Raw genomic sequence first — 19,404 nt, forward strand, 5'->3', positions numbered from 1 at the left:
TCACGAATTGAAATTTCTATCATCATGAAGATAAAGTGGCGTGATATGCCGCGATGCCGCAAGATGCACTTGTCTCCTCTATCTCCTCCAAGGAAATAGATTCAGCCCGCTTCCATAGCGGGCTTTTTTTTGCCTGTGTTTTTTAAATGACCACCAGGTCCAGCGCCCGCATGAAGTTGGCCGCCTGCGCATGCGTGATGACGGCGCCTTTCAGCAGCGCTGCTTCGCTCAATTTGAAACCGTCGATATCGGCGCCGCGCAGGTCCGCGCCCTGGAACTTCGCCAGTTTGATGGTGGCATTGCGCAGGCTGCCACCTTCGAAGACGGCCTCGCGGAAGTCGCAGCCGGCCAGGTAGGCATCGGAAAAATCCAGCTGTTTGAGTATTGCCTTGCGGAACGAGAAGCCGCGCAGGTCGGCGCCCACCAGCAGGCTGTCTTCGAACGTCAAGCCCAGGTGGGCCGCTTCCTCGAACGAGGCGCCCGTCAGCTTGCAGCCCCGGTAGGTGAGCGAGGCCAGCTTGGCGCGCCGCCATTTCGTGTTGTTCAGGTCGCAGCCTTCGAAGCTGGCGTCGACGGCGTCGACGGATTCGAAGTCGGCGCTGCCCGCGCGGCAGCGGCGCCAGGTGCTGCGCGCAAGCTTGCTGGCAAACAAGTTGGTGTCGGCAAAGGTGCAGCGCTCGAAGGTGCAGCCCTGCAAGTCGAGGCGCGACAGGTCTTCACCGTCGAAGGCGCAATCGATGAAGTGGCGCATTGGCAGGGCCAGTTGCTGCTCCATGCCGGCGCGGTCCAGGGTCATGCCAGTTACTGCGGTGTCGTGTGTTGCCATCCGTTTTTTATTCCTCATCAAAGCAGGGGAGGGATGGCGCGGCGGGAAGATGCACGAACCAGAACACCTCCCCGGCTGGTGTAACAGCCAAGGGTCAGCGCCGTGGGTCCGCGTGGGCGGGAGCATGACTGGACGGTGCCAGGCACTTACCGGGTTACCAACCGGTGCGCTCATTTTCGATCTGGGCGTATTGTAGCGTGTCCGAATCGGCCTTGCCAGTTCTTGCGAAGCCGGGTTAGTATCGTTGCAGGTGCAGCCACTGCGCCAACGTCGCTCGGACGGATCCGGGCGCTTACGTACAGAGATAACCATGACCGACAGCCAAGCTCCGCGCAGCTTTTCGCGCATCAATCGCCTTCCCCCCTACGTTTTCAACATCACCGCCGAACTCAAGATGGCCGCGCGCCGCCGTGGCGAGGACATCATCGACATGTCGATGGGCAATCCCGATGGCGCCACCCCGGCCCACATCGTGGACAAGCTGGTCGAGACGGTGAAACGGCCCGACACGCACGGCTATTCCGCATCAAAAGGTATTCCGCGCCTGCGCCGCGCGATTGCGCACTGGTACAAGAAGCGCTACGAGGTCGACATCGACCCGGACAGCGAAGCCATCGTCACCATCGGCTCGAAAGAGGGTCTGGCGCATTTGATGCTGGCGACGCTCGACCGGGGCGACACGGTGCTGGTGCCGAACCCCAGCTACCCGATCCATATCTGGGGCGCCGTCATCGCGGGCGCCGATATCCGCTCCGTGCGCATGGGGCCGGGCGTGGATTTCTTTGCGGAACTGGAACGGGCCATCCGCGAAAGCTACCCGAAACCGAAGATGATGGTGCTGGGTTTTCCATCGAACCCCACGGCGCAATGCGTGGAACTGGAATTTTTTGAAAGAGTCGTGGCGCTGGCGAAACAGCACAATATCCTGGTGGTGCACGACCTGGCGTATGCCGACATCACCTTCGATGGCTGGAAGGCGCCGTCCATCATGCAGGTGCCGGGCGCGCGCGACGTCGCCGTGGAATTTTTCACCATGTCGAAAAGCTACAACATGGCGGGCTGGCGCATCGGTTTCATGGTCGGCAACGCGGAACTGGTGGCGGCCCTGGCGCGCATCAAGAGCTACCACGACTACGGCAGTTTTACCCCGGTGCAAGTGGCGGCCATTGCCGCGCTGGAAGGCGATCAGAGTTGCGTGACAGAAATCTGCGCGCAATACCAGCGCCGCCGCGACGTGCTGGTGAAAGGCTTGCATGAAGCGGGCTGGATGGTGGAAAAACCGAAGGCGTCGATGTATATCTGGGCGCATATCCCCGAGGCTTATCGTCACCTGGGCTCGCTGGAATTTGCCAAGCTGCTGTTGCAAAAGGCCAAGGTGAGCGTGTCGCCCGGCATCGGCTTCGGCGAGTACGGCGATGAATACGTGCGCTTCGCCCTGATCGAAAACGAGGCGAGGGTGCGGCAAGCCTTGCGTGGCATCAAGAATATGTTGCGTTCCGGCGACGGGAAAGCGGCAGCGGCAGCATAAAAGTTGCCGCATGGAATTCTTCGTTGCCCTTAATATCACCGCTGCGTATTTCTGACATCACGAATATAAAGTGGTTTTATATGCTGCAACGCGGCATCATTCATCTGTCTCCTCTATCTTCCTCCAAGGAAATAGATTCAGCCCGCTCCCGCAGCGGGCTTTTTTTTGCCTGTCGTTTTGGCCCTCGCTTTCCGGCCGGCACGCTCGGCGAACGGGGCGGCCGGCTTCGCGCAGCATGGCCCGATGGATTGTTCGGCTACGGTTTCGCATGAATATTAATAATGGATGCATGAAGTTTTACCATTATTTTTCATGGATGAAAGCCTCTATGATGTCTCCATACTTCACTGGGAGGCACTACCATGACCGTCACGACACACAATCTGGGCTACCCGCGCATCGGCGCCAAACGCGAACTGAAATTCGCCCTGGAAGACTACTGGAAGGGCAAGAGCAGCCTGGCCGCGCTGGAAGGCCAGGGCGCCGAACTGCGCCAGCGCCACTGGCAAGACCAGCATGCGCTGGACCTGGTGCCCGTGGGCGACTTTTCCTTCTACGACCAGGTGCTGGATCTGAGTTTTACCTTGGGCAACTTGCCTCAGCGCGTGCGCGGCCTGGAAGGCGCCGCGCTCGACAACTATTTCCGCGTGGCCCGCGGCCGCTCGGCCAGCGACAGCGATTGCAGCTGCGTCCATGCCGGCGAAATGACGAAATGGTTCGACACCAACTATCACTACATTGTGCCGGAATTCGCGGCCGAGACACAATTCAAGCTCGACAGCAGCCGCCTGCTGCGGCAACTGGCGCAAGCGCGCCAGCTCGGCGTGAACGCCAAACCCGTGCTGATCGGCCCCGTCACCTATTTGTGGCTGGGCAAGGCCAAGGATGATTCCGACAAGCTGGCGCTGCTGCAAGGCTTGCTGCCCGTCTACGTGCAACTGCTGCAGGAACTGGCGGCCCAAGGCGTGGAGTGGGTGCAGATCGATGAGCCGATACTCGTCACGGAACTCGACGGCGCCTGGCAGCAGGCGCTCGTCACGGCCTACGATGCCTTGAGCAAGGTCAATCACGTCAAACTGCTGCTGGCCACGTATTTCGGCAAGCTGCAAGACAACCTGGCGCTGGCGTGCAAGCTGCCCGTGCAAGGCTTGCACCTCGATGCCGTCAACGCCCGCGATGAAGTGGAGCAAGTGATCGCCCAATTGCCCGCCACCAGCGTGCTGTCGCTGGGTGTGGTGAATGGCCGCAATATCTGGAAGACGGATTTGACGCAAGTGCTGGCGTGGCTGGAACCCGTGCACGCCAGCCTGCAAGACCGTTTGTGGATCGCCCCGTCGTGCTCGCTCCTGCACGTGCCCGTCGACCTGGACAGCGAACAAAAGCTCGACGCCGACATCCACTCCTGGCTGGCCTTCGCCCGCCAGAAACTCGATGAAGTGCACGCCATCGCCGGCGCCCTGAACCATGGCCGCGCCTCCGTGCAGGCGGCGCTGGACGCCAATCATGCAGCCGTGCAAGCGCGCCGCCAGTCGGGCCGCGTGCACAATCCGCACGTGAAAGCGGCCGTGGCGTGCATAGCCGCCAGCATGGGCCGGCGCGTGAGCGGCTATGCGGAGCGTGCCGCCAAGCAAGCGGCACTGCTGCAACTGCCCCTGTATCCGACGACGACCATCGGCTCCTTCCCCCAGACGGCGGAAATCCGCCAGGCGCGCAGCCAGTTCCGCAGCGGCCAGCTGAATGAGGCCAGTTACAAAAAACTGATGCAGGCGGAAATCGCGCATTGCGTGCAGGAACAGGAAACGCTGGGCCTGGACGTCTTCGTGCACGGCGAGGCGGAACGCAACGACATGGTGGAATATTTCGGTGAACAGCTCGACGGCTACGCCTTCAGCCAGTTCGGCTGGGTGCAATCGTACGGTTCGCGCTGCGTCAAGCCGCCCATCCTGTTCGGCGACATCAGCCGCCCGCGCGCCATGACGGTCGAGTGGAGTACCTACGCCCAGTCGCTGACGGACAAGCCGATGAAAGGAATGCTGACGGGGCCCGTCACCATCCTGAACTGGTCCTTCGTGCGCGACGACCAGCCCCGCAGCGTGTCGTGCCACCAGCTGGCGCTGGCCATGCGCGCCGAGGTGCAGGACCTGGAGCGGGCCGGCATCCGCGTGATCCAGATCGACGAGGCGGCACTGCGCGAAGGCCTGCCACTGCGTCAATCCCAGTGGACCGAGTACCTGCGCTGGGCCGTGGAATCGTTCCGCATCACGGCCAATGGCGTGGCCGATGAGACGCAGATCCACACGCATATGTGCTATTCGGAATTCAACGACATCATCGCGCAGATCGCGGACATGGATGCGGACGTCATCACGATCGAAACGTCGCGCTCCGACATGGAATTGCTGGACGCCTTCGACGATTTCAATTATCCGAATGACATCGGCCCCGGCGTCTACGACATTCACTCGCCCAACATTCCGAGCCAGGAACAGATGGTGGCATTGATGCGCAAGGCAGCCGAACGCATTCCCGCGCGGCGCCTGTGGGTCAACCCCGATTGCGGCCTGAAGACGCGCGGCTGGAAGGAAGTGATTCCCGCGCTCGCCAACATGGTGGCGGCCGCGAAAACCTTGCGTGCCGATAACGTCGCCTGAGGACGGCAGGGGAGAGGGCAGATATAGGGAATGGCTATTTCTGTCATCACAACATGCAATTGGATTTATATGTTGCGACGCGGCATCATGCACCTGTCTCCTCTACTTCCTCACAGGAATTAGATTCAGCCCGCTCCCGCAGCGGGCTTTTTTTTTGCCGTTGCACCTTATCGCGCGGGTCGCCACGGCTGCATCGCTTAAGATACCCTTGCTAAACCATGCACAAGGAGACAAGTTGATGACACCTTTGTTGATGACACCTTTGTTTTACGCAGCCGGCATGCTGGCGCTGATGGCGCTCGGCGCATGCTCGGAGGAGCGGCATCCGCTTGATCGCCACTTGGGCCAGTTGCGTCCGGAGACGGTCGCCGCGCTGCCCGATATGGGGTGGCCGCCCGGCACGCTGCTGTGCCCGCTGACCATGTATCAGAGCGAGCTGCCCGGTTCGGCGCCTCCTGCGGACAGGGTCAACGCCTTCCTGAAGCAAAAGCAATTCCTGGGGGATGAAGGCCTTTGGTCGCTCATCGTTGTCAAACCGATGCCCGAAGGGGACGCCGGCATCGAACAGTTGCTTTTCAAGCGCGCGGACTATGACGTGTTCAATGAGCCGGAAATGCTCAAGCGCGATGGAGGGACATTGCCGACGGGGTTTGTGCCGCAGACTTGCGTATCGGTGGAACGCGCCCGCGTGCTGGTCACTCGCCCGCAAAGATCGGATCGAACGCTGATCGTTTTTGGCGCGGCCTGAACGAGATATTGATAGACGCTATTTCTGTCATCACAACATGCAATTGGATTTGTATGTTGCGACGCGGCATCATGCACCTGTCTCCTCTACTTCCTCACAGGAATTAGATTCAGCCCGCTCCCGCAGCGGGCTTTTTTTTGCCCGTTTTTAAGGCGCAAACCTGCGCACGCTTGCTTGTCATCATCGCCATCGTGTTGCTTTTGTGCATGCTAAACTGGGCCTTCCCCAGACCAAGGTTGCCCGATGCTTCAATTATTTCGCCACACGCTGGAGTCCACGCCCATCCTCGCCCTGTTTCTCGTCATCGGCGCCGGTTATGCGCTGGGGCGCATCAGCGTGTTCGGCTTTTCGCTGGGCGTGGGCGGCGTGCTGTTCGCGGGGCTGGCGCTGGGCGCCTTTGCGCCCGGTTCCGTGCCGCCGCCGATGGTCGGCTCCATCGGTCTGCTGCTGTTCCTGTATGGCATAGGCGTGCAGTACGGCGTGCAGTTCTTCGCCGGCTTGCGCGGGGCGGGGCAAAAACACAATCTGATCGCCTTTGCCGCCGTCATGGGCGGCCTGGCCGTGTCCGTCTGGGGCGGGCAGTGGATCGATATCTCGCTGCGCATGGCCAGCGGCGTGTTTGCCGGCGCCATGACCAGCACGGCGGCCCTGCAGGCGGCGCTGGAAGCGTCGCACGGCAATGGCGACGCGGCGGTCGGCTATGCGGTGGCGTATCCGTTCGGCGTCGTCGGTCCCATGCTGGGCCTGTACCTGGCCGGGCGCATCCTGAAACCCGTGCTGACGCCGCCGCCGGCGCCCATCGTCGTGTCCGAAATTACCATTGACGAAGCGAAACTGGCGGGCGCGGCCCTGTCCGAACTGGCCGACGGCCCACTGGCCGGCGTGCAAGTGATCGGCGTGCGCCAGGGCCACCAGAACCGCTTGCCCGATCCTGGCCTGGTGCTCGGCGTGGGCGACGCGCTGATGGTATCGGGCACGGTGGCGGGTGTGGAAGCGGCGCGCACGGCGCTGGGCCACCTCGACCCGGGGCGGCTGATGAAGGACCGCAGCACGTTCGACGGCACGGAAGTGTTCGTGTCGGACGCGGAAATCGTCGGCGTGCCCCTGGGCGAGCTGAACCTGTCGAAAGACTTTCCGCTGCAGATCGCTTTCATCCGGCGTGGCGACGCCATGATCCTGCCGCACCCGTTCCTGACCCTGGAATTCGGCGACCGCGTGATGGCTATTGCGCCAGCGAAACATGCGGCCGACGTGCGCAAGCTGTTCGGCAATTCCATCACGGCCACGGCCGAGTTCAGCTATGTGTCGCTGGGCATGGGCATGGTGCTGGGCGTGCTGCTGGGCCTGGTGCCCATCCCCTTGCCGTGGATAGGCTCGTTCAGCCTGGGCCTGGCCGGCGGTCCGCTGGTGATGGCGCTGATCCTGGGACGGCTGGGCAGGGTGGGCAAGATCAGCTGGCGCCTGCCCCTGTCGGCCAACCTGGTCATGCGCAACTACGGCTTGACGATTTTCCTCGCCTCCGTCGGCATGGCCTCCGGCTTGCCGTTCGTGCAGCAGGTGGGCGCCGACGGCTTGCCCATGCTGGCGCTGGGGGCCGTCACGGTGCTGGTGGTGGTGGCCCTCGCGGTGATTTTGGGCAAGGTCTTCCTGCGCCTGCCGTTTCCCGAGTTGCTCGGTATCGCGGCGGGCGCCACGGGCAACCCGGCCGTGCTGGTGTTCGCCAACCGCCTGGCCAAATCGGACCGCCCGAACCTCGGCTACGCGATGATTTTCCCCAGCATGACCATCGTCAAGATCGTCGCCGTGCAGGTGTTGCTGCATTTGTATGGCTGATGGCGGCAAGAGTCAATCTCGTGCAGGGCCAAGTTGTTTGTTGGCATTAACAAAGTTGATGCCAAAAGCCAGCAGCAAAGCCGCAGCGGCGAAACCTGCGGCAAGCCAGAGGTTGGCCGAGAGGCCCAGCCTGTCCACGGCTTGACCGCCGGCCCACGCTCCGAGCGCAATGCCGATATTGAAGACTCCCACATACAGCGCGGCGACGATCTCCACGGCCCCGGGCGCCGCCTTCAGCATCAAGGTCATCAGGCCGACCGATACGCCGCCGTAGGCCAGTCCCCACGCCAGCAACACCACGCCGCCAGCGATGCTGGAGTCGCCGACAGCCAGAAACAGCAGTGGCGTGAGCAGCAGGCCGCCCGCGATGGCGACGATGGTTGGCGCTGCGCGCCGCGCCGCAACGCCGCCGGCCAGGAAGTTGCCAATGATGCCCGCGAAGCCATAGGAAAACAGCAGTGTGCCCAGCCATTGCGCATCAAACCCCGACATCGACAGCAGCAGCGGGCGCACGAAGGTAAAGGCCGTGAAATGGCTGCTTACAAGCAACAGGGTCAGGAGCAGCCCCGCCTGCAACTGCCGGTTGTGCAGCTGTTTGCCGAATTGGCGCAAGGTCGTCGAACCGGCAGCGGGCAGGGCGGGAATGACAGCCAGATGCAGCACAAGTACCAGGCCGCTGAACAGCGCCATGGCGCCGAAAGCCCAGCGCCATCCTGCAACGTCGCCGATTTGTGCGCCTAGCGGCACACCCAGCACGGAAGCGGCCGCCACGCCACCGAAGATAATCGACGTTGCGAGGCCGATCGAGCGGGCAGGAACAAGCCGGGACGCCAGACCGCCGGCGATGGCCCAGATTCCGCCCATGCAAAAACCGACGAGAACACGTGCCGCCAGCATCCACGCCATGTTCTGCGCCAGAGCCGAGGCTATGTTTGCCAGCAACAATAGAGTGAGCAAGCCACAGAGAATTGTGCGCCGGTCCAGGTTTCCCGAGACGATCACGACCAGCGGCGCGAACAAGGCCGCCAGCAATGCTGGCAGCGAGATCATCAGCCCGGCGGTTCCGGTGGAGGTACCCAGGGTGTCAGCGATCGGCGTCAGCAGGCCGACCGGCAGCATTTCCGTCGTCACGACCGAAAAGGTGGCCATGCCGACAGCGCTGACCGCCAGCCACGGGTGGCGGACAGCCGTTTCTGCGGCAGCATAGGGGGACGTACTCATGGTGCATATCCTTCATTTGATCATTCGATAAACGGCTTGTGCCGGCGGCGTCGGACCGCTGCTATGCAGTGGCAGCGCATGCCAAAGGGGATCGATATTGCTCCCTGCATGCGATGCTTGCAGCGGAGACGCGTCCCAGTGATAATACATACATCGCGTATGAATAGTATATATTCATACGCACTGCATGTAAACAATCATACGTTATGTATGTAAGGAGAAAGCAATGGTTCGCCGCACGCGTGTGGAGATGGAAGAAACCCGAGCATCGTTGCTGGCTACCGCCCGCACAGTGTTCAGCGAGCGCGGTTATGCCGATACGTCAATGGACGACCTCACCGCGCAGGCAGGACTGACGCGGGGTGCGCTGTATCATCACTTCGGCGATAAGAAGGGCTTGCTGCTGGCGGTGGTAGAGCAGATCGACGCGGAAATGGATGGTCGCCTGCAAAGCATCTCCGACAGCGCTGGCGATCTGTGGGAAGGCTTTCGCCATCGCTGCCGTGCCTATCTGGAGATGGCCCTGGAACCGGAAATTCAGCGCATCGTTTTACGCGATGCCAGGGCGGTGCTGGGGGGCGCTTCACCGGACTCGCAGCGTCATTGCCTCGAGTCGATGCAAGGGCTTATCCGCGAACTGATTCATCAAGGCATCGTGGTCGACACTTGCCCAGAGGCACTGGCTTCGATGATCTACGGCAGTCTGGCAGAAGCGGCGTTCTGGATCGCCGACGGTGACGAAGGCAATGCGCGCTTGATAAAAGGAGTTGCGGCATTGGAATTGCTTCTACGTGGGCTGTTACTAAAGAGGTAATCGTGAAAAGTGGCAATCTCGTCAGAAGTGGACATTTCCGTAGTACCCTTGAGGTTAATTTTATTGCAATCATATGAAACCTTGGATGACTGAAGCCAAACCAGTTTCGTTGCTGAATGTAGAGCTTTGCTTTCTCTTGAAGAAAGAGTTCTATTTCGGTCCGGACAGACATGCAGGCGTGGACACGTCAACATGTACACAGTGCCTTCAGCTGCCTTCATTTCCACGGTCTGAACCATCCATGGTGCTTACGTCCGAACTTGGCGGACGAGAGGGCGAGTTGGCTGCCTACTACCGGCAGGTGGTGGAATTGGCCATCCGCCATGGAATGAATTTCAATTCGATTCGCCACCACTTCTGGGTGCGGTTGTGGATGTGGAATGGCAGGGGTGAGCTTTGAAGGGTTCAATCATTAACACGGAGGAAAAATATGCAAGTCAAGCGTATCGTTGCCAATGTCCCCGTGTCGGATCCGGGCCTGGCGCGGAGGTTTTACCAGGAGGTGCTGGGCCTGAGCCTGCTGATGGACCACGGCTGGATCATGACGTATGGTGCGCAAACCGAGATGAGTGTTCAAGTGAGCTTCGCCACGCAAGGGGGCTCGAACACGGCCGTGCCAGACCTGTCGATTGAAGTCGATGACGTCGATGCCGCATTTGCACGCATGGTTGCTGCAGGGTTTGCCATCGAGTATGGGCTGAGCGATGAACCCTGGGGCGTCAGGCGCTTTTTCGTGCGCGACCCTTTTGGCAAACTCATCAATATTCTGTCGCACGCATAAGCGAGATGCCAACGGCGGCTTCGGGCCGCTAGCCGGCCAATGCCACCCGGCGCCGGCCTGCGTAAAAGGGCTGGCGCCGCTCCCAATCTGTTGTACAATCCTTGAGAACGGTCGTGCTTTTTTGTGCGCTGAGCTTCCTTGCGTGCAGTCATCACGGCAACCGACAAGAACAAGGAGACAGACATGGACCTGCATTACACGGCCGGGGAGACGGCGTTCCGCGACACGGTGCGCGCCTTCCTCGACACCCATCTGCCGGCGGACTTGCAGCGCAAGGTGCGCCAGCATCTGCGCCTGAACCGCGATGACTATGTGCGCTGGCACAAGATTGTCGCGCAGCAAGGCTGGGCCGCGCCAGCCTGGCCCGTCGAATACGGCGGCACGGGCTGGACGTCCGTGCAGCGCCATATCTGGGAAGAGGAGTGCGCGCGCGCCGCCACGCCCCCGATTTTGCCTTTCGGCATCAACATGGTGGCGCCCGTCATCATGGCCTTCGCCAACGCCGAACAAAAGGCATATTACTTACCGCGCATCTTGAATTGCGACGACTGGTGGTGCCAGGGCTACTCCGAGCCCGGCGCCGGTTCCGACCTCGCGTCCCTGAAAACCACGGCCGAGCGCGACGGCGACCACTACATTGTCAATGGCCAGAAAACCTGGACGACGCTGGGCCAGCACGCGGACATGATCTTTTGCCTGGTGCGCACGGATAGCACGGTGCGCAAGCAGGAAGGCATCAGTTTCTTGCTGATCGACATGAAAACGCCGGGCATCACCGTGCGCCCCATCATCATGCTCGATGAAGAACACGAAGTGAACGAAGTCTTTTTTGATAATGTGCGCGTGCCCGTCAGCAATCTGGTCGGCCAGGAAAACAAGGGCTGGACCTACGCCAAGTATCTGCTGGGGCACGAGCGCACGGGCATCGCCGCCGTGGGCCGCTCCAAGCGCGAGCTGACTTTTCTCAAGCAGCTTGCCATGCAGCAGACCAAGCGCGGCGCGCCGCTGCTGCACGATGCCGCGTTTGCGGCCAAGGTCGCCACCCTGGAAATCGAATTGATGGCGCTGGAAATGACGGTCTTGCGCGTCATCAGCGAAGAGGGCAAGGGGCCGGGGCCGCAGGCGTCGATGCTGAAGGTGCGCGGTTCGGAACTGCAGCAGCAACTGACGGAACTGATGGTGGAAGCCATCGGCCCGCAAGCCTTGCCATTCGACCCGGCATTTCTCGAAGGCAGCGCGCCGCACAGCAGCGCTGGCGACGACCTGGCCGCGCCGCTGGCCGCGTATTACTTCAATTACCGCAAGACATCGATCTATGGCGGCTCGAATGAAATCCAGAAAAACATCATCACGCAGATGATCCTGGGCCTGTAAGCCAGAAGGAGACGACATGGACTTCCAATTCAATCAGGAACAGCAGCAATTCGCCGACGCGCTCCGGCGCTGGGTCGACAAGGATTACCCGTTTGAGATGCGGCAAACCATCATCCATTCCGCCACCGGCACGTCCGATGCGGCCTGGGCCACCCTGGCCGAGCTGGGCATGACGGCCTTGCCTCTGCCGGCCGGCGTGGGCGGTTTCGACGGCACGGCCGTCGATATGCTGCTGGTGATGCAGGAACTGGGGCGCGGCCTGGTGGTCGAACCATACCTGGCTACCGTGCTGGGCGCGCGTTTTTTGACCCTGGCGGGCGGCCACGACGCCGTGCTGGAACAGGTCGCCAGCGGCAGCCTGAAGCTCGCGTGCGCGCTGGGTGAACGCCAGTCGCGCCACGACCTGCACGATATCGCCACCACGGCCATCGCCAGCGGCGACGGTTTCGTGCTCGACGGCGAGAAGACCGTCGTCATCCATGGCGCCCAGGCGGGCGCGCTGATCGTCTCGGCGCGCAGCGGCGGCGGCCAGATGGACACGGACGGCATTTCGCTGTTCCTCGTGCCCGTTGACGCGCCCGGCGTTTCCGTGCGCGACTACCGCACCATCGATGGCCAGCGCGCCGCCACCGTGACCTTCGTGCAAGTGGTGCTGGGGCACGATGCGCTGGTCGGACAAAAGGGGCAGGGCTGGCCCGTGCTCGATGCCGCACTCGACTATGGCACCGCCTTGCTGTGCGCGGAAGCCGTGGGCGCCATGGATGCCATCTTTGCCGCCACGCTCGACTACTTGAAGACGCGCCAGCAGTTCGGCGCGCCGATCGGCAAGTTCCAGGCCTTGCAGCATCGCATGGCCGACATGTTCATCCACCTGGAGCAAGCCCGTTCGATGGCCATGCTGGCCGCCGCCAAGGCCGATAGCGAGGACGCGGCGGAGCGGCGCCGCACGGTCTCCGCCGCCAAGGCGCGGGTGGGCCTGGCCGCCACCTTTGTCGGCCAGCAAGCCGTGCAATTACATGGCGGCATGGGCGTGACCGACGAATTGCCGGCCGCCCATCATTTCAAGCGCCTCTCCATGATCGCCCTGACCCTGGGCGACGTGGAGCACCACATCGAGCGCTTTATCGCCCAGCCGGGCTTCTTGCCGACGGAGACCGCATGACCGCATTGACCGGAATCAGCCCCAAACACTGGTATTTCGAAGACTTTACGCAGGGCCTGGAAATCGACCTGGGCCAGCGCCACGTGACGGAGGCGGAAATCATCGCCTTCGCCACGGATTTCGACCCGCAGCCGTTCCACGTCGATCATGCGGCGGCGGAAAAAACCATCTTCAAGGGCGTCATCGCCAGCGGCTGGCATACCTGCGGCATGATGATGCGCCTGGTGGTAGATAACCTGCTCAAGCATTCATCCAGCATGGGCTCGCCCGGCCTGGACAGCATCCGCTGGCTCAAGCCCGTGCGCGCGGGCGACACCCTGCAGCTGACCTACCAGGTCAAGGAAGTGCGCCCGTCCACGTCGAAGCCGGATCGCGGCATCGTCATTTCCGTATGGAGCGTGCGCAACCAGCATGGCGACGTGGTGACCACCGTCGAAGGCATGGGCATGTTCGGGCGCCGTCCGGCGGGAGAGCAGCATGCGTGACATCGCCGGCATCGCCGGTTTCCAGGCCTTGTCGGGCCAGCACGTGGCCGTTTCCGACTGGCTCACCATCACGCAGCAGCGCATCGACACCTTTGCCGACGCCACGGACGACCATCAGTGGATCCACGTGGACGCCGAGCGCTGCGCGCGCGAGTCGCCGTACGGCTGCACCGTGGCGCACGGCTTTCTGACCTTGTCCCTGTTGCCCGCCATGCTGCAGGGTGCGCTGCACATGGCCGGCATCCGCATGGCCATCAATTACGGCCTGAACAAGGTGCGCTTCCCCGCGCCCGTGCCCGTCGGCAGCCGCCTGCGCGCGCGGCTCGACATCCTGTCCGTCGAGGACCTGCCGGAAGGGGCGCAAGTGAACTGGGCCGTCACCATGGAGAGGGAAGGCGACACGAAACCCGTGTGCGTGGCGGAATTTCTGATGCGCTGCTATCCCTGAGCTGCAAGCTGAGCCCACATCGTAGGTCGGCGTAGGTCGGTTTACCCCGCAGGGCGTAAGCCGACGCAGGTGCGCGCGCCTCCTCTTTACTCCCCCTCCGACGCGCAATACCTGTCCCGCCCCGTCTGCTTGGCGCGGTACAGCAGGGCGTCGGCGGCGCGGATCAGGGCGCTGGGATCCATGCCTTCGGTGGGCATGACGCTGGCCATGCCCAGGCTGACGCTGACGTGCGGGCCGACGCTGGACCTGGCGTGGGGAATTTCCAGCGTGCGCACTTCGTCGAGGATGCGCTGGGCCACCACTTCGGCGCCGTCGCGCGTTTCCTGCGGCAGCAGGATGATGAATTCCTCGCCGCCGTAGCGCGCCAGCAGGTCGGGCGGGCGCACGGCGCAGCGGCGCAGGGCGGCGCTCACCTGCTGCAGGCACAGGTCGCCCGCCTGGTGGCCATACGTGTCGTTGTAATCCTTGAAGTGATCGATATCGGCCATGATGAGGGCCATCGGCACGCCGTCGCGCGCGCAGCGCCGCCATTCGCTGTCCATCGTGTCGTTGAAGCTGCGCCGGTTGGCCACGCCCGTCAACGAGTCCGTCAGCGACAGTTCGCGCATGGCGTCGGCCTGCCGCTTGATGGTCAGCTGGCTGCGCACGCGGGCCCGCACGACGGCCGCGTTGAACGGTTTCGTGATGAAATCGACGGCGCCCGCTTCCAGCGCCCGCGTCTCATCCTCGGGCTGGTTCAGGGCCGTGACGAAAATGACGGGAATGGCGCTCAGGATGGCCGATTCGCGCAGCGCATTGCAGACGGCATAGCCATCCATGCCGGGCATGACGGCGTCGAGCAGGATCAGGTCCGGCAGCTGATTATGCGCAATCTCCAGCGCCTTTTCTCCGCTCAGGGCGAACAGCACATCGTGTTCCTCGCGCAGCAGCTGGTGCAGGATCTGGATGTTTTCCATGGCGTCATCGACGATGAGGATGCGCCCGTTCATGGCAAGATTGGTCCAGCTCACTTGTTTTCCTCTCGTTTCAGCTGGTCGAGCACGAGTTTTTCCGCTTCGGAAAAATCCAGTGTTTCGACCGCGTTGGCCAGCGCCAGGGCCGCTTCCCGGTCTGACTGTTGTAGCGCGGCGTGCAGGGCGTGGAATTGCGCCAGCGCCCTCAGATTATTGTTGCGGATCAGGACGAGCAGCTCGGTCAGGCCGGCGCGCAGGTCGAGCGGTGCGCTGCCGGGCGCTGCCGCTGCCGGCTGTCCGCGCCGCAGGGGCGAGGGCAGGGTGCGCGCCGCTTCGATGACTTCCGCCATCGCCAGTTCCAGCTGTCCCAGCAAGGCGGCAGCGGCGTGCGATTGCCCCGTTTTCAGCGTCTTTTCCGCCTCGCCGGCCAGGCTGGCGACGTGGGCGGCGCCCAAGTTGGCCGCCACGCCGCAGACGCGGTGCAGCAGTTGCGCCGCCTGCCGCGTCTGGCCGGCGGCCAGCAGGCGCCGGGTGTCCACGACGGCGTCGCCTTGCGAATTCTCAAAGCGTTTGAGCAGGGCCAGGAAGGCGCCGTAATCGCCGCCGAAGCGGTGCAGGGCCGCTGCCAGGTCGATGCCGGGCACCGCGGCCGGCAGGTCCGGCGTCTGCGTGGCGGCATCGCCCGCCCGGACGTCGCCGTCGCCGCCGCCCCCGGGTGCCGGCACCAGCCGGGTCAGGGTCAGGATCATCTCGTCGACATCGATGGGCTTGGCCACGTGCGCATTCATGCCGCTGGCGACGGCGCGCAGGCGGTCCTCGTCCATGGCGTTGGCCGTCATGGCGACGATGGGCAGGTCCGGCAAGCCCAGCGCGCGGATGGCCAGGGTGGCGTCATAGCCATTCATGACGGGCATCTGCAAATCCATCAGCACCACGTCCCAGGCTTGCGGGGTTTGCGCCAGCAGGTCGACGGCCAGCTGGCCGTTGGCGGCCACGGCCACGCGCGCGCCCGAGTGCAGCAGGATGTACTGCGCCACTTCCTGGTTGATTTCATTGTCTTCCACCAGCAGTACGCGCATGCCTTCCAGCAATCCCGACAGGGGCGTGGAAACGGGCAGCGCGGACGGTGCGTTGCGCCCGTTGCGCCCGTCGCGCACGGCCGTCACGGCCGCCAGCAGGCGCGCCGGGGTGGCCGGTTTCGAGACGATGCCGGACAGCATCAGGCTGTCGGCCAGGCGCTCGAGGTTTTCGCTGTCCTGGTCGGCCACCAGCATGATCACGGGCGGCAGCGCCAGGTGCGCATCGGCGCGCGCCTCGGTGAGCATGGAAATGCCGTCCATGCCCGGCATGGCCGCGTCCAGCAATACGATGTCTGCCGCTGGCCCGCCGCCGGCATGGGCCCGCAGCAGGGCCAGGCCGGCCGCGCCGCTGTCGGCGCTGCGGCTGTGCCAGCCTTGCGCCGCACACCAGCCTTCCAGCATGGCGCGCACGCTGGCGTTGTCGTCGATGATCAGCAGCGACAGATCCCTGGGCGCGGCCTTGCCCGGCGGCTCGGGCGGCGGCGCCACCTTGCCGAAGCGGCAGCGGAAGCGGAAGTCGGAACCCTGGCCCAGCGCGCTTTTCACGCTGAGCTGGCCGCCCATCAATTCCACCATGCGCCGGCAGATGGCCAGCCCCAGTCCCGTGCCGCCGTATTTGCGGCTGGTGCCGCTGTCGCCCTGGGAAAACGCGTCGAAGATGCGCTCCTGCTCGGCCGCGCCGATGCCGATGCCCGTGTCGCGCACGGAAAACTCGAGCGTCGCGCTGGCCGCATCCTCGGCCACCATGGCGATGGCCAGCACCACTTCGCCATGCGCGGTGAATTTGACGGCGTTGCCCACCAGGTTGATCAGGATCTGTTCCACGCGCAGGGCGTCGCCGATCAGTTCATCGGGCACGCCCGGGTCGAGCACGAACACGGGCTCCACGCCGCGCGCCCAGGCGCTGCTGGCCAGCAAGACGCCGACGCTGCCCAGCATGCGTTCGAGCTGGAAGCGGCGCTGTTCCAGCACCATCTGTCCCGCCTCGATCTTGGAAAAATCGAGCACGTCGTTGACGATGTGGAGCAGCGACTGCGTGGCCATCTGGATCTTGCCGACGTAGCTGCGCTCGCGCCGTTCCAGCGGCGACTCTTCCAGCAGGCGCGCCAGGCCGATGATGGCGTTCATCGGCGTGCGGATTTCATGGCTCATGTTGGCGACGAATTCGCTCTTCGCCGTGCTGGCCGCCTCGGCCTTGTCGCGCGCGCGCACCATTTGCTCGTTGAGTTCGTGCAGGCGCAATTCCGTGCGCTTGAGCTCGGAGACGTCAGAGGCCAGCACGAAGAAGCCGCGCACGCCGCCGCCGTCGTCGACGTCGGGGATGTAGTTGGTCCACGTGTGGCAGACCTGGCCCGTGGGGTCGAGCAGGTCGCGCTCGAAGCTTTGCGGCCGGCCCGCCAGCACGCCCTCGACGTGGGGCGCATACACATCGAACAGTTCCTGCCCCAGCAATTCGCGCATGTGGATGCCGGCCAGCTCGGCGCTGCTGCGGCCAAACCATTCATTGTAGAAATTATTTGCGAATCGGCAACGCAAGTCGGCGCCCCAGTACGACACCATGCCGGGCAGGTTGTCAGTGACGGTGCGGATGAAGCGCTCGCTCTGTTCCAGGCGCAAGGTGGTGGCATGCAGCACCTCGGTGGCGCGCTTGCGCTCCGTGATGTCGATCGATACCCCCAGCACGTGGCTGGCGCGCCCCGCGTCGTCGCGCAGCACCACCTTGCGCGTGGTGAAGTGGCGCGTGGTGCCGTCGGCCGTGTTGATCGGCTCCTGCTCGATTTCCACCATCTGCCCCGTGGCCAGCAGCTTGCGGTCGGCGCTGACGAAGGCGGCGGCCTGCTGCGGCGGGAAGAAGTCATGGTCCGTCTTGCCCAGCAATTGCTCGCGCGAGCGTCCCAGGGTCAGTTCCGCGTGGCGGTTGATCATTTCAAAGCTCAGCTTGTCGGCGCGCTTGACGAAGACCATGGCCGGGATGTTTTCGATGATGGTGCCGAACAGGTGTTTCGAGCGGCGGAATTCCGCTTCGCTGCGCTTGCGTTCGCTAATGTCCAGCCACAGGCCCGACACGCCCAGCAATTGCTGCTCGGGGCCGAAAATCGGGTGATACGAGACGACCCAGTGGCTCAGCTGCTCGCGCTGTCGCCCGCAATGGCCCTGCAATTCGAGGTCGACGATGGGCGATCCCGTCTCGAGCACCTGGCGCACGCAGCGTTCCACCTCCTTGCGCACGGCGTCGTCGAACAGCATGGCGCCCACGGGACGGCCCAGATGCTGGGCCACGCTGGCCCCGTTGATGGCGGCCAGGTACTGGTTGACCATGACGATGCGCAAGTCCAGGTCCACGAACAGCATGCCGATGGGCGCCGTCGCGTAGACGGTTTCCAGCAGGCGCGTGGATTTTTCCAGGGCCAGGGTGCGTTCGTCCACCAGGCTTTCAAGCTGCGTGCGGTGGCGCCGCAAGTCGCGTTCCAGCGCGCCCAGGGCGTTGGCCATGTCGGCCGATTCGCGGTCCGTGTGCTTGTTCGAAAGCAAGGGTTTGCCTTGCGCCAGCGCATGGATCTGCAGGGTCAGTTCCTGCAGGGTGCGGGCCAGGCGGCCGCCCACGCGCCAGGCCAGGGCAAAGCCGGCGCCCAGCAGCAGGGCCAGGATGAGGGAACCCGTGACGACGGAGCGCAGCAGGGCTTCGGCCACCGTGCTGGTGCGTATGGTGACGGCCACCGTCCAGGCGTCGTCCGGCGCGCGGCGAAAGCCCGTATACACGTCGATGCCTTCCAGGGTGGCATGGCGCAGCACGCCTTCGCGCGCCTGGCGTATCTGCTCCAGCAGGGGCGCCGGGCTGCGCTGGCCCACATAGCGCTGCGGCGCCAGGGTGCGCGCCACGTTGATGCCGTCGGCATTGATGATGGTCGCGCCCAGGTAGGCCGGCAGGTGCAGCTCGCGCAGCAGCAAGGGCAGGTAGTCGGGACGGTACAGCGCCGTCAGCACATAGGCGGGACCTGTATCGCGCGGCAAGGGTTGGTTCAGGGCCAGCCGCGGCACCTCGTCCGGCTCCATGAGCAGGCTGGTCAGCCGAGGCTTGCCGTAGTCGCGCGCGCGCTCCATGCTGGCCGCCCATTTTTGCGGCAAGGGGGGCGGCGCCTGGCCGGCGGGCAAGGCTGTATTGACCAGCTGGCGTCCCTTGGCGTCGGAGATGATGTAGGCGCTCACGGCCCGGCCCGGCTGCAGCAGGCTGCCGGCCAGCGCGCGCAGGGCACCGATATCGTCATCTTGCAGGGCGGGCGAGGCGGCCAGGATGCGCGCGGCCATCTGCGCGCCGCTCAGGTCGCGTTCGATGGCGGCGGCGACCGCCCGTGCCGCCTGCGCCGTTTCGCTGACGACATGGCCGCGTTCGCGCGTGTAGCTTTGCGCCATGAGCAGCAGAAACACGAGTGCCGTCGGAATGACCCAGGCGAACACCAGCCATGAAATTCTTGAGCGTATCGAAGGCAAATCTTGCACCCG

General features: G+C 63.7%; 15 protein-coding genes. 11 read left to right on the forward strand and 4 right to left on the reverse strand.

Annotated features, from left to right (window positions below; all coding sequences use genetic code 11):
* Positions 1-142 precede the first annotated feature (142 nt).
* Positions 143-826 carry a pentapeptide repeat-containing protein gene (locus AC0V2Y_RS21005; protein WP_475414440.1) on the reverse strand — a complete coding sequence of 228 codons (684 nt, stop codon included), beginning with the start codon at positions 824-826 and terminating at the stop codon, positions 143-145.
* Between the two features lie 310 nt (positions 827-1,136).
* Between AC0V2Y_RS21005 and alaC the strand changes: the two genes are divergently transcribed.
* From alaC to AC0V2Y_RS21025, 4 genes are all read left to right on the forward strand, one after another.
* Positions 1,137-2,354 carry an alanine transaminase gene (gene alaC / locus AC0V2Y_RS21010; protein ID WP_475414441.1) on the forward strand — a complete coding sequence of 406 codons (1,218 nt, stop codon included), beginning with the start codon at positions 1,137-1,139 and terminating at the stop codon, positions 2,352-2,354.
* 362 nt (positions 2,355-2,716) lie between these two features.
* Positions 2,717-5,005: a 5-methyltetrahydropteroyltriglutamate--homocysteine S-methyltransferase gene (gene metE, locus AC0V2Y_RS21015; RefSeq protein ID WP_475414442.1), complete on the forward strand. Its 2,289-nt coding sequence runs from the start codon at positions 2,717-2,719 to the stop codon at positions 5,003-5,005.
* 238 nt (positions 5,006-5,243) lie between these two features.
* Positions 5,244-5,753, forward strand: coding sequence for a hypothetical protein (locus tag AC0V2Y_RS21020; protein ID WP_475414443.1), 510 nt, complete (start codon positions 5,244-5,246; stop codon positions 5,751-5,753).
* 243 nt (positions 5,754-5,996) lie between these two features.
* A complete protein-coding gene (locus tag AC0V2Y_RS21025; RefSeq protein ID WP_475414444.1) occupies positions 5,997-7,586 on the forward strand; it encodes an aspartate:alanine exchanger family transporter in 1,590 nt (529 codons plus the stop codon).
* A 12-nt stretch (positions 7,587-7,598) separates the two neighbouring features.
* On the opposite strand, the gene AC0V2Y_RS21030 is transcribed toward AC0V2Y_RS21025, so the two are convergent.
* Positions 7,599-8,807, reverse strand: a complete 1,209-nt coding sequence (locus AC0V2Y_RS21030) for an MFS transporter (RefSeq protein ID WP_475414445.1) — start codon at positions 8,805-8,807, stop codon at positions 7,599-7,601.
* A 226-nt stretch (positions 8,808-9,033) separates the two neighbouring features.
* Here AC0V2Y_RS21030 and AC0V2Y_RS21035 point away from each other — a divergent pair, with 226 nt between their 5' ends.
* From AC0V2Y_RS21035 to AC0V2Y_RS21065, 7 genes are all read left to right on the forward strand, one after another.
* A complete protein-coding gene (locus AC0V2Y_RS21035) occupies positions 9,034-9,621 on the forward strand; it encodes a TetR/AcrR family transcriptional regulator (protein ID WP_475414446.1) in 588 nt (195 codons plus the stop codon).
* Between the two features lie 85 nt (positions 9,622-9,706).
* The gene (locus tag AC0V2Y_RS21040) at positions 9,707-10,021 is read left to right on the forward strand and encodes a hypothetical protein (protein ID WP_475414447.1); all 315 of its coding nucleotides are present in this window, start codon (positions 9,707-9,709) and stop codon (positions 10,019-10,021) included.
* Positions 10,022-10,051: 30 nt separating this feature from the next.
* Positions 10,052-10,402, forward strand: coding sequence for a VOC family protein (locus AC0V2Y_RS21045; protein WP_475414448.1), 351 nt, complete (start codon positions 10,052-10,054; stop codon positions 10,400-10,402).
* A gap of 183 nt (positions 10,403-10,585) precedes the next feature.
* Positions 10,586-11,776, forward strand: a complete 1,191-nt coding sequence (locus tag AC0V2Y_RS21050) for an acyl-CoA dehydrogenase family protein (protein ID WP_475414449.1) — start codon at positions 10,586-10,588, stop codon at positions 11,774-11,776.
* Between the two features lie 16 nt (positions 11,777-11,792).
* Positions 11,793-12,938, forward strand: coding sequence for an acyl-CoA dehydrogenase family protein (locus tag AC0V2Y_RS21055; protein ID WP_475414450.1), 1,146 nt, complete (start codon positions 11,793-11,795; stop codon positions 12,936-12,938).
* Positions 12,935-13,423 carry a MaoC family dehydratase gene (locus AC0V2Y_RS21060; protein WP_475414451.1) on the forward strand — a complete coding sequence of 163 codons (489 nt, stop codon included), beginning with the start codon at positions 12,935-12,937 and terminating at the stop codon, positions 13,421-13,423. Before AC0V2Y_RS21055 ends, AC0V2Y_RS21060 begins: the two co-directional genes overlap by 4 nt.
* Positions 13,416-13,871 (forward strand): MaoC family dehydratase, encoded by a 456-nt coding sequence (locus AC0V2Y_RS21065; RefSeq protein ID WP_475414452.1) that lies wholly within the window; start codon positions 13,416-13,418, stop codon positions 13,869-13,871. Before AC0V2Y_RS21060 ends, AC0V2Y_RS21065 begins: the two co-directional genes overlap by 8 nt.
* Before the next feature lie 86 nt (positions 13,872-13,957).
* On the opposite strand, the gene AC0V2Y_RS21070 is transcribed toward AC0V2Y_RS21065, so the two are convergent.
* Together AC0V2Y_RS21070 and AC0V2Y_RS21075 are read right to left on the reverse strand one after the other, a co-directional pair.
* Complete coding sequence (locus AC0V2Y_RS21070) at positions 13,958-14,881, reverse strand: diguanylate cyclase domain-containing protein (RefSeq protein WP_475414453.1); 924 nt, start codon at positions 14,879-14,881, stop codon at positions 13,958-13,960.
* A complete protein-coding gene (locus AC0V2Y_RS21075) occupies positions 14,878-19,329 on the reverse strand; it encodes a PAS domain-containing protein (protein WP_475414454.1) in 4,452 nt (1,483 codons plus the stop codon). Before AC0V2Y_RS21075 ends, AC0V2Y_RS21070 begins: the two co-directional genes overlap by 4 nt.
* Positions 19,330-19,404 lie beyond the last annotated feature (75 nt).

The organism is Janthinobacterium sp. BHSEK, assembly GCF_056174685.1.

What these genes read in the sequence shown, in the direction of transcription:
- AC0V2Y_RS21005 (WP_475414440.1), bottom strand. Translation starts at nt 826, where the DNA reads ATGGCAACACACGACACCGCAGTAACTGGCATGACCCTGGACCGCGCC.
- alaC (WP_475414441.1), top strand. Translation starts at nt 1,137, where the DNA reads ATGACCGACAGCCAAGCTCCGCGCAGCTTTTCGCGCATCAATCGCCTT.
- metE (WP_475414442.1), top strand. Translation starts at nt 2,717, where the DNA reads ATGACCGTCACGACACACAATCTGGGCTACCCGCGCATCGGCGCCAAA.
- AC0V2Y_RS21020 (WP_475414443.1), top strand. Translation starts at nt 5,244, where the DNA reads ATGACACCTTTGTTGATGACACCTTTGTTTTACGCAGCCGGCATGCTG.
- AC0V2Y_RS21025 (WP_475414444.1), top strand. Translation starts at nt 5,997, where the DNA reads ATGCTTCAATTATTTCGCCACACGCTGGAGTCCACGCCCATCCTCGCC.
- AC0V2Y_RS21030 (WP_475414445.1), bottom strand. Translation starts at nt 8,807, where the DNA reads ATGAGTACGTCCCCCTATGCTGCCGCAGAAACGGCTGTCCGCCACCCG.
- AC0V2Y_RS21035 (WP_475414446.1), top strand. Translation starts at nt 9,034, where the DNA reads ATGGTTCGCCGCACGCGTGTGGAGATGGAAGAAACCCGAGCATCGTTG.
- AC0V2Y_RS21040 (WP_475414447.1), top strand. Translation starts at nt 9,707, where the DNA reads ATGACTGAAGCCAAACCAGTTTCGTTGCTGAATGTAGAGCTTTGCTTT.
- AC0V2Y_RS21045 (WP_475414448.1), top strand. Translation starts at nt 10,052, where the DNA reads ATGCAAGTCAAGCGTATCGTTGCCAATGTCCCCGTGTCGGATCCGGGC.
- AC0V2Y_RS21050 (WP_475414449.1), top strand. Translation starts at nt 10,586, where the DNA reads ATGGACCTGCATTACACGGCCGGGGAGACGGCGTTCCGCGACACGGTG.
- AC0V2Y_RS21055 (WP_475414450.1), top strand. Translation starts at nt 11,793, where the DNA reads ATGGACTTCCAATTCAATCAGGAACAGCAGCAATTCGCCGACGCGCTC.
- AC0V2Y_RS21060 (WP_475414451.1), top strand. Translation starts at nt 12,935, where the DNA reads ATGACCGCATTGACCGGAATCAGCCCCAAACACTGGTATTTCGAAGAC.
- AC0V2Y_RS21065 (WP_475414452.1), top strand. Translation starts at nt 13,416, where the DNA reads ATGCGTGACATCGCCGGCATCGCCGGTTTCCAGGCCTTGTCGGGCCAG.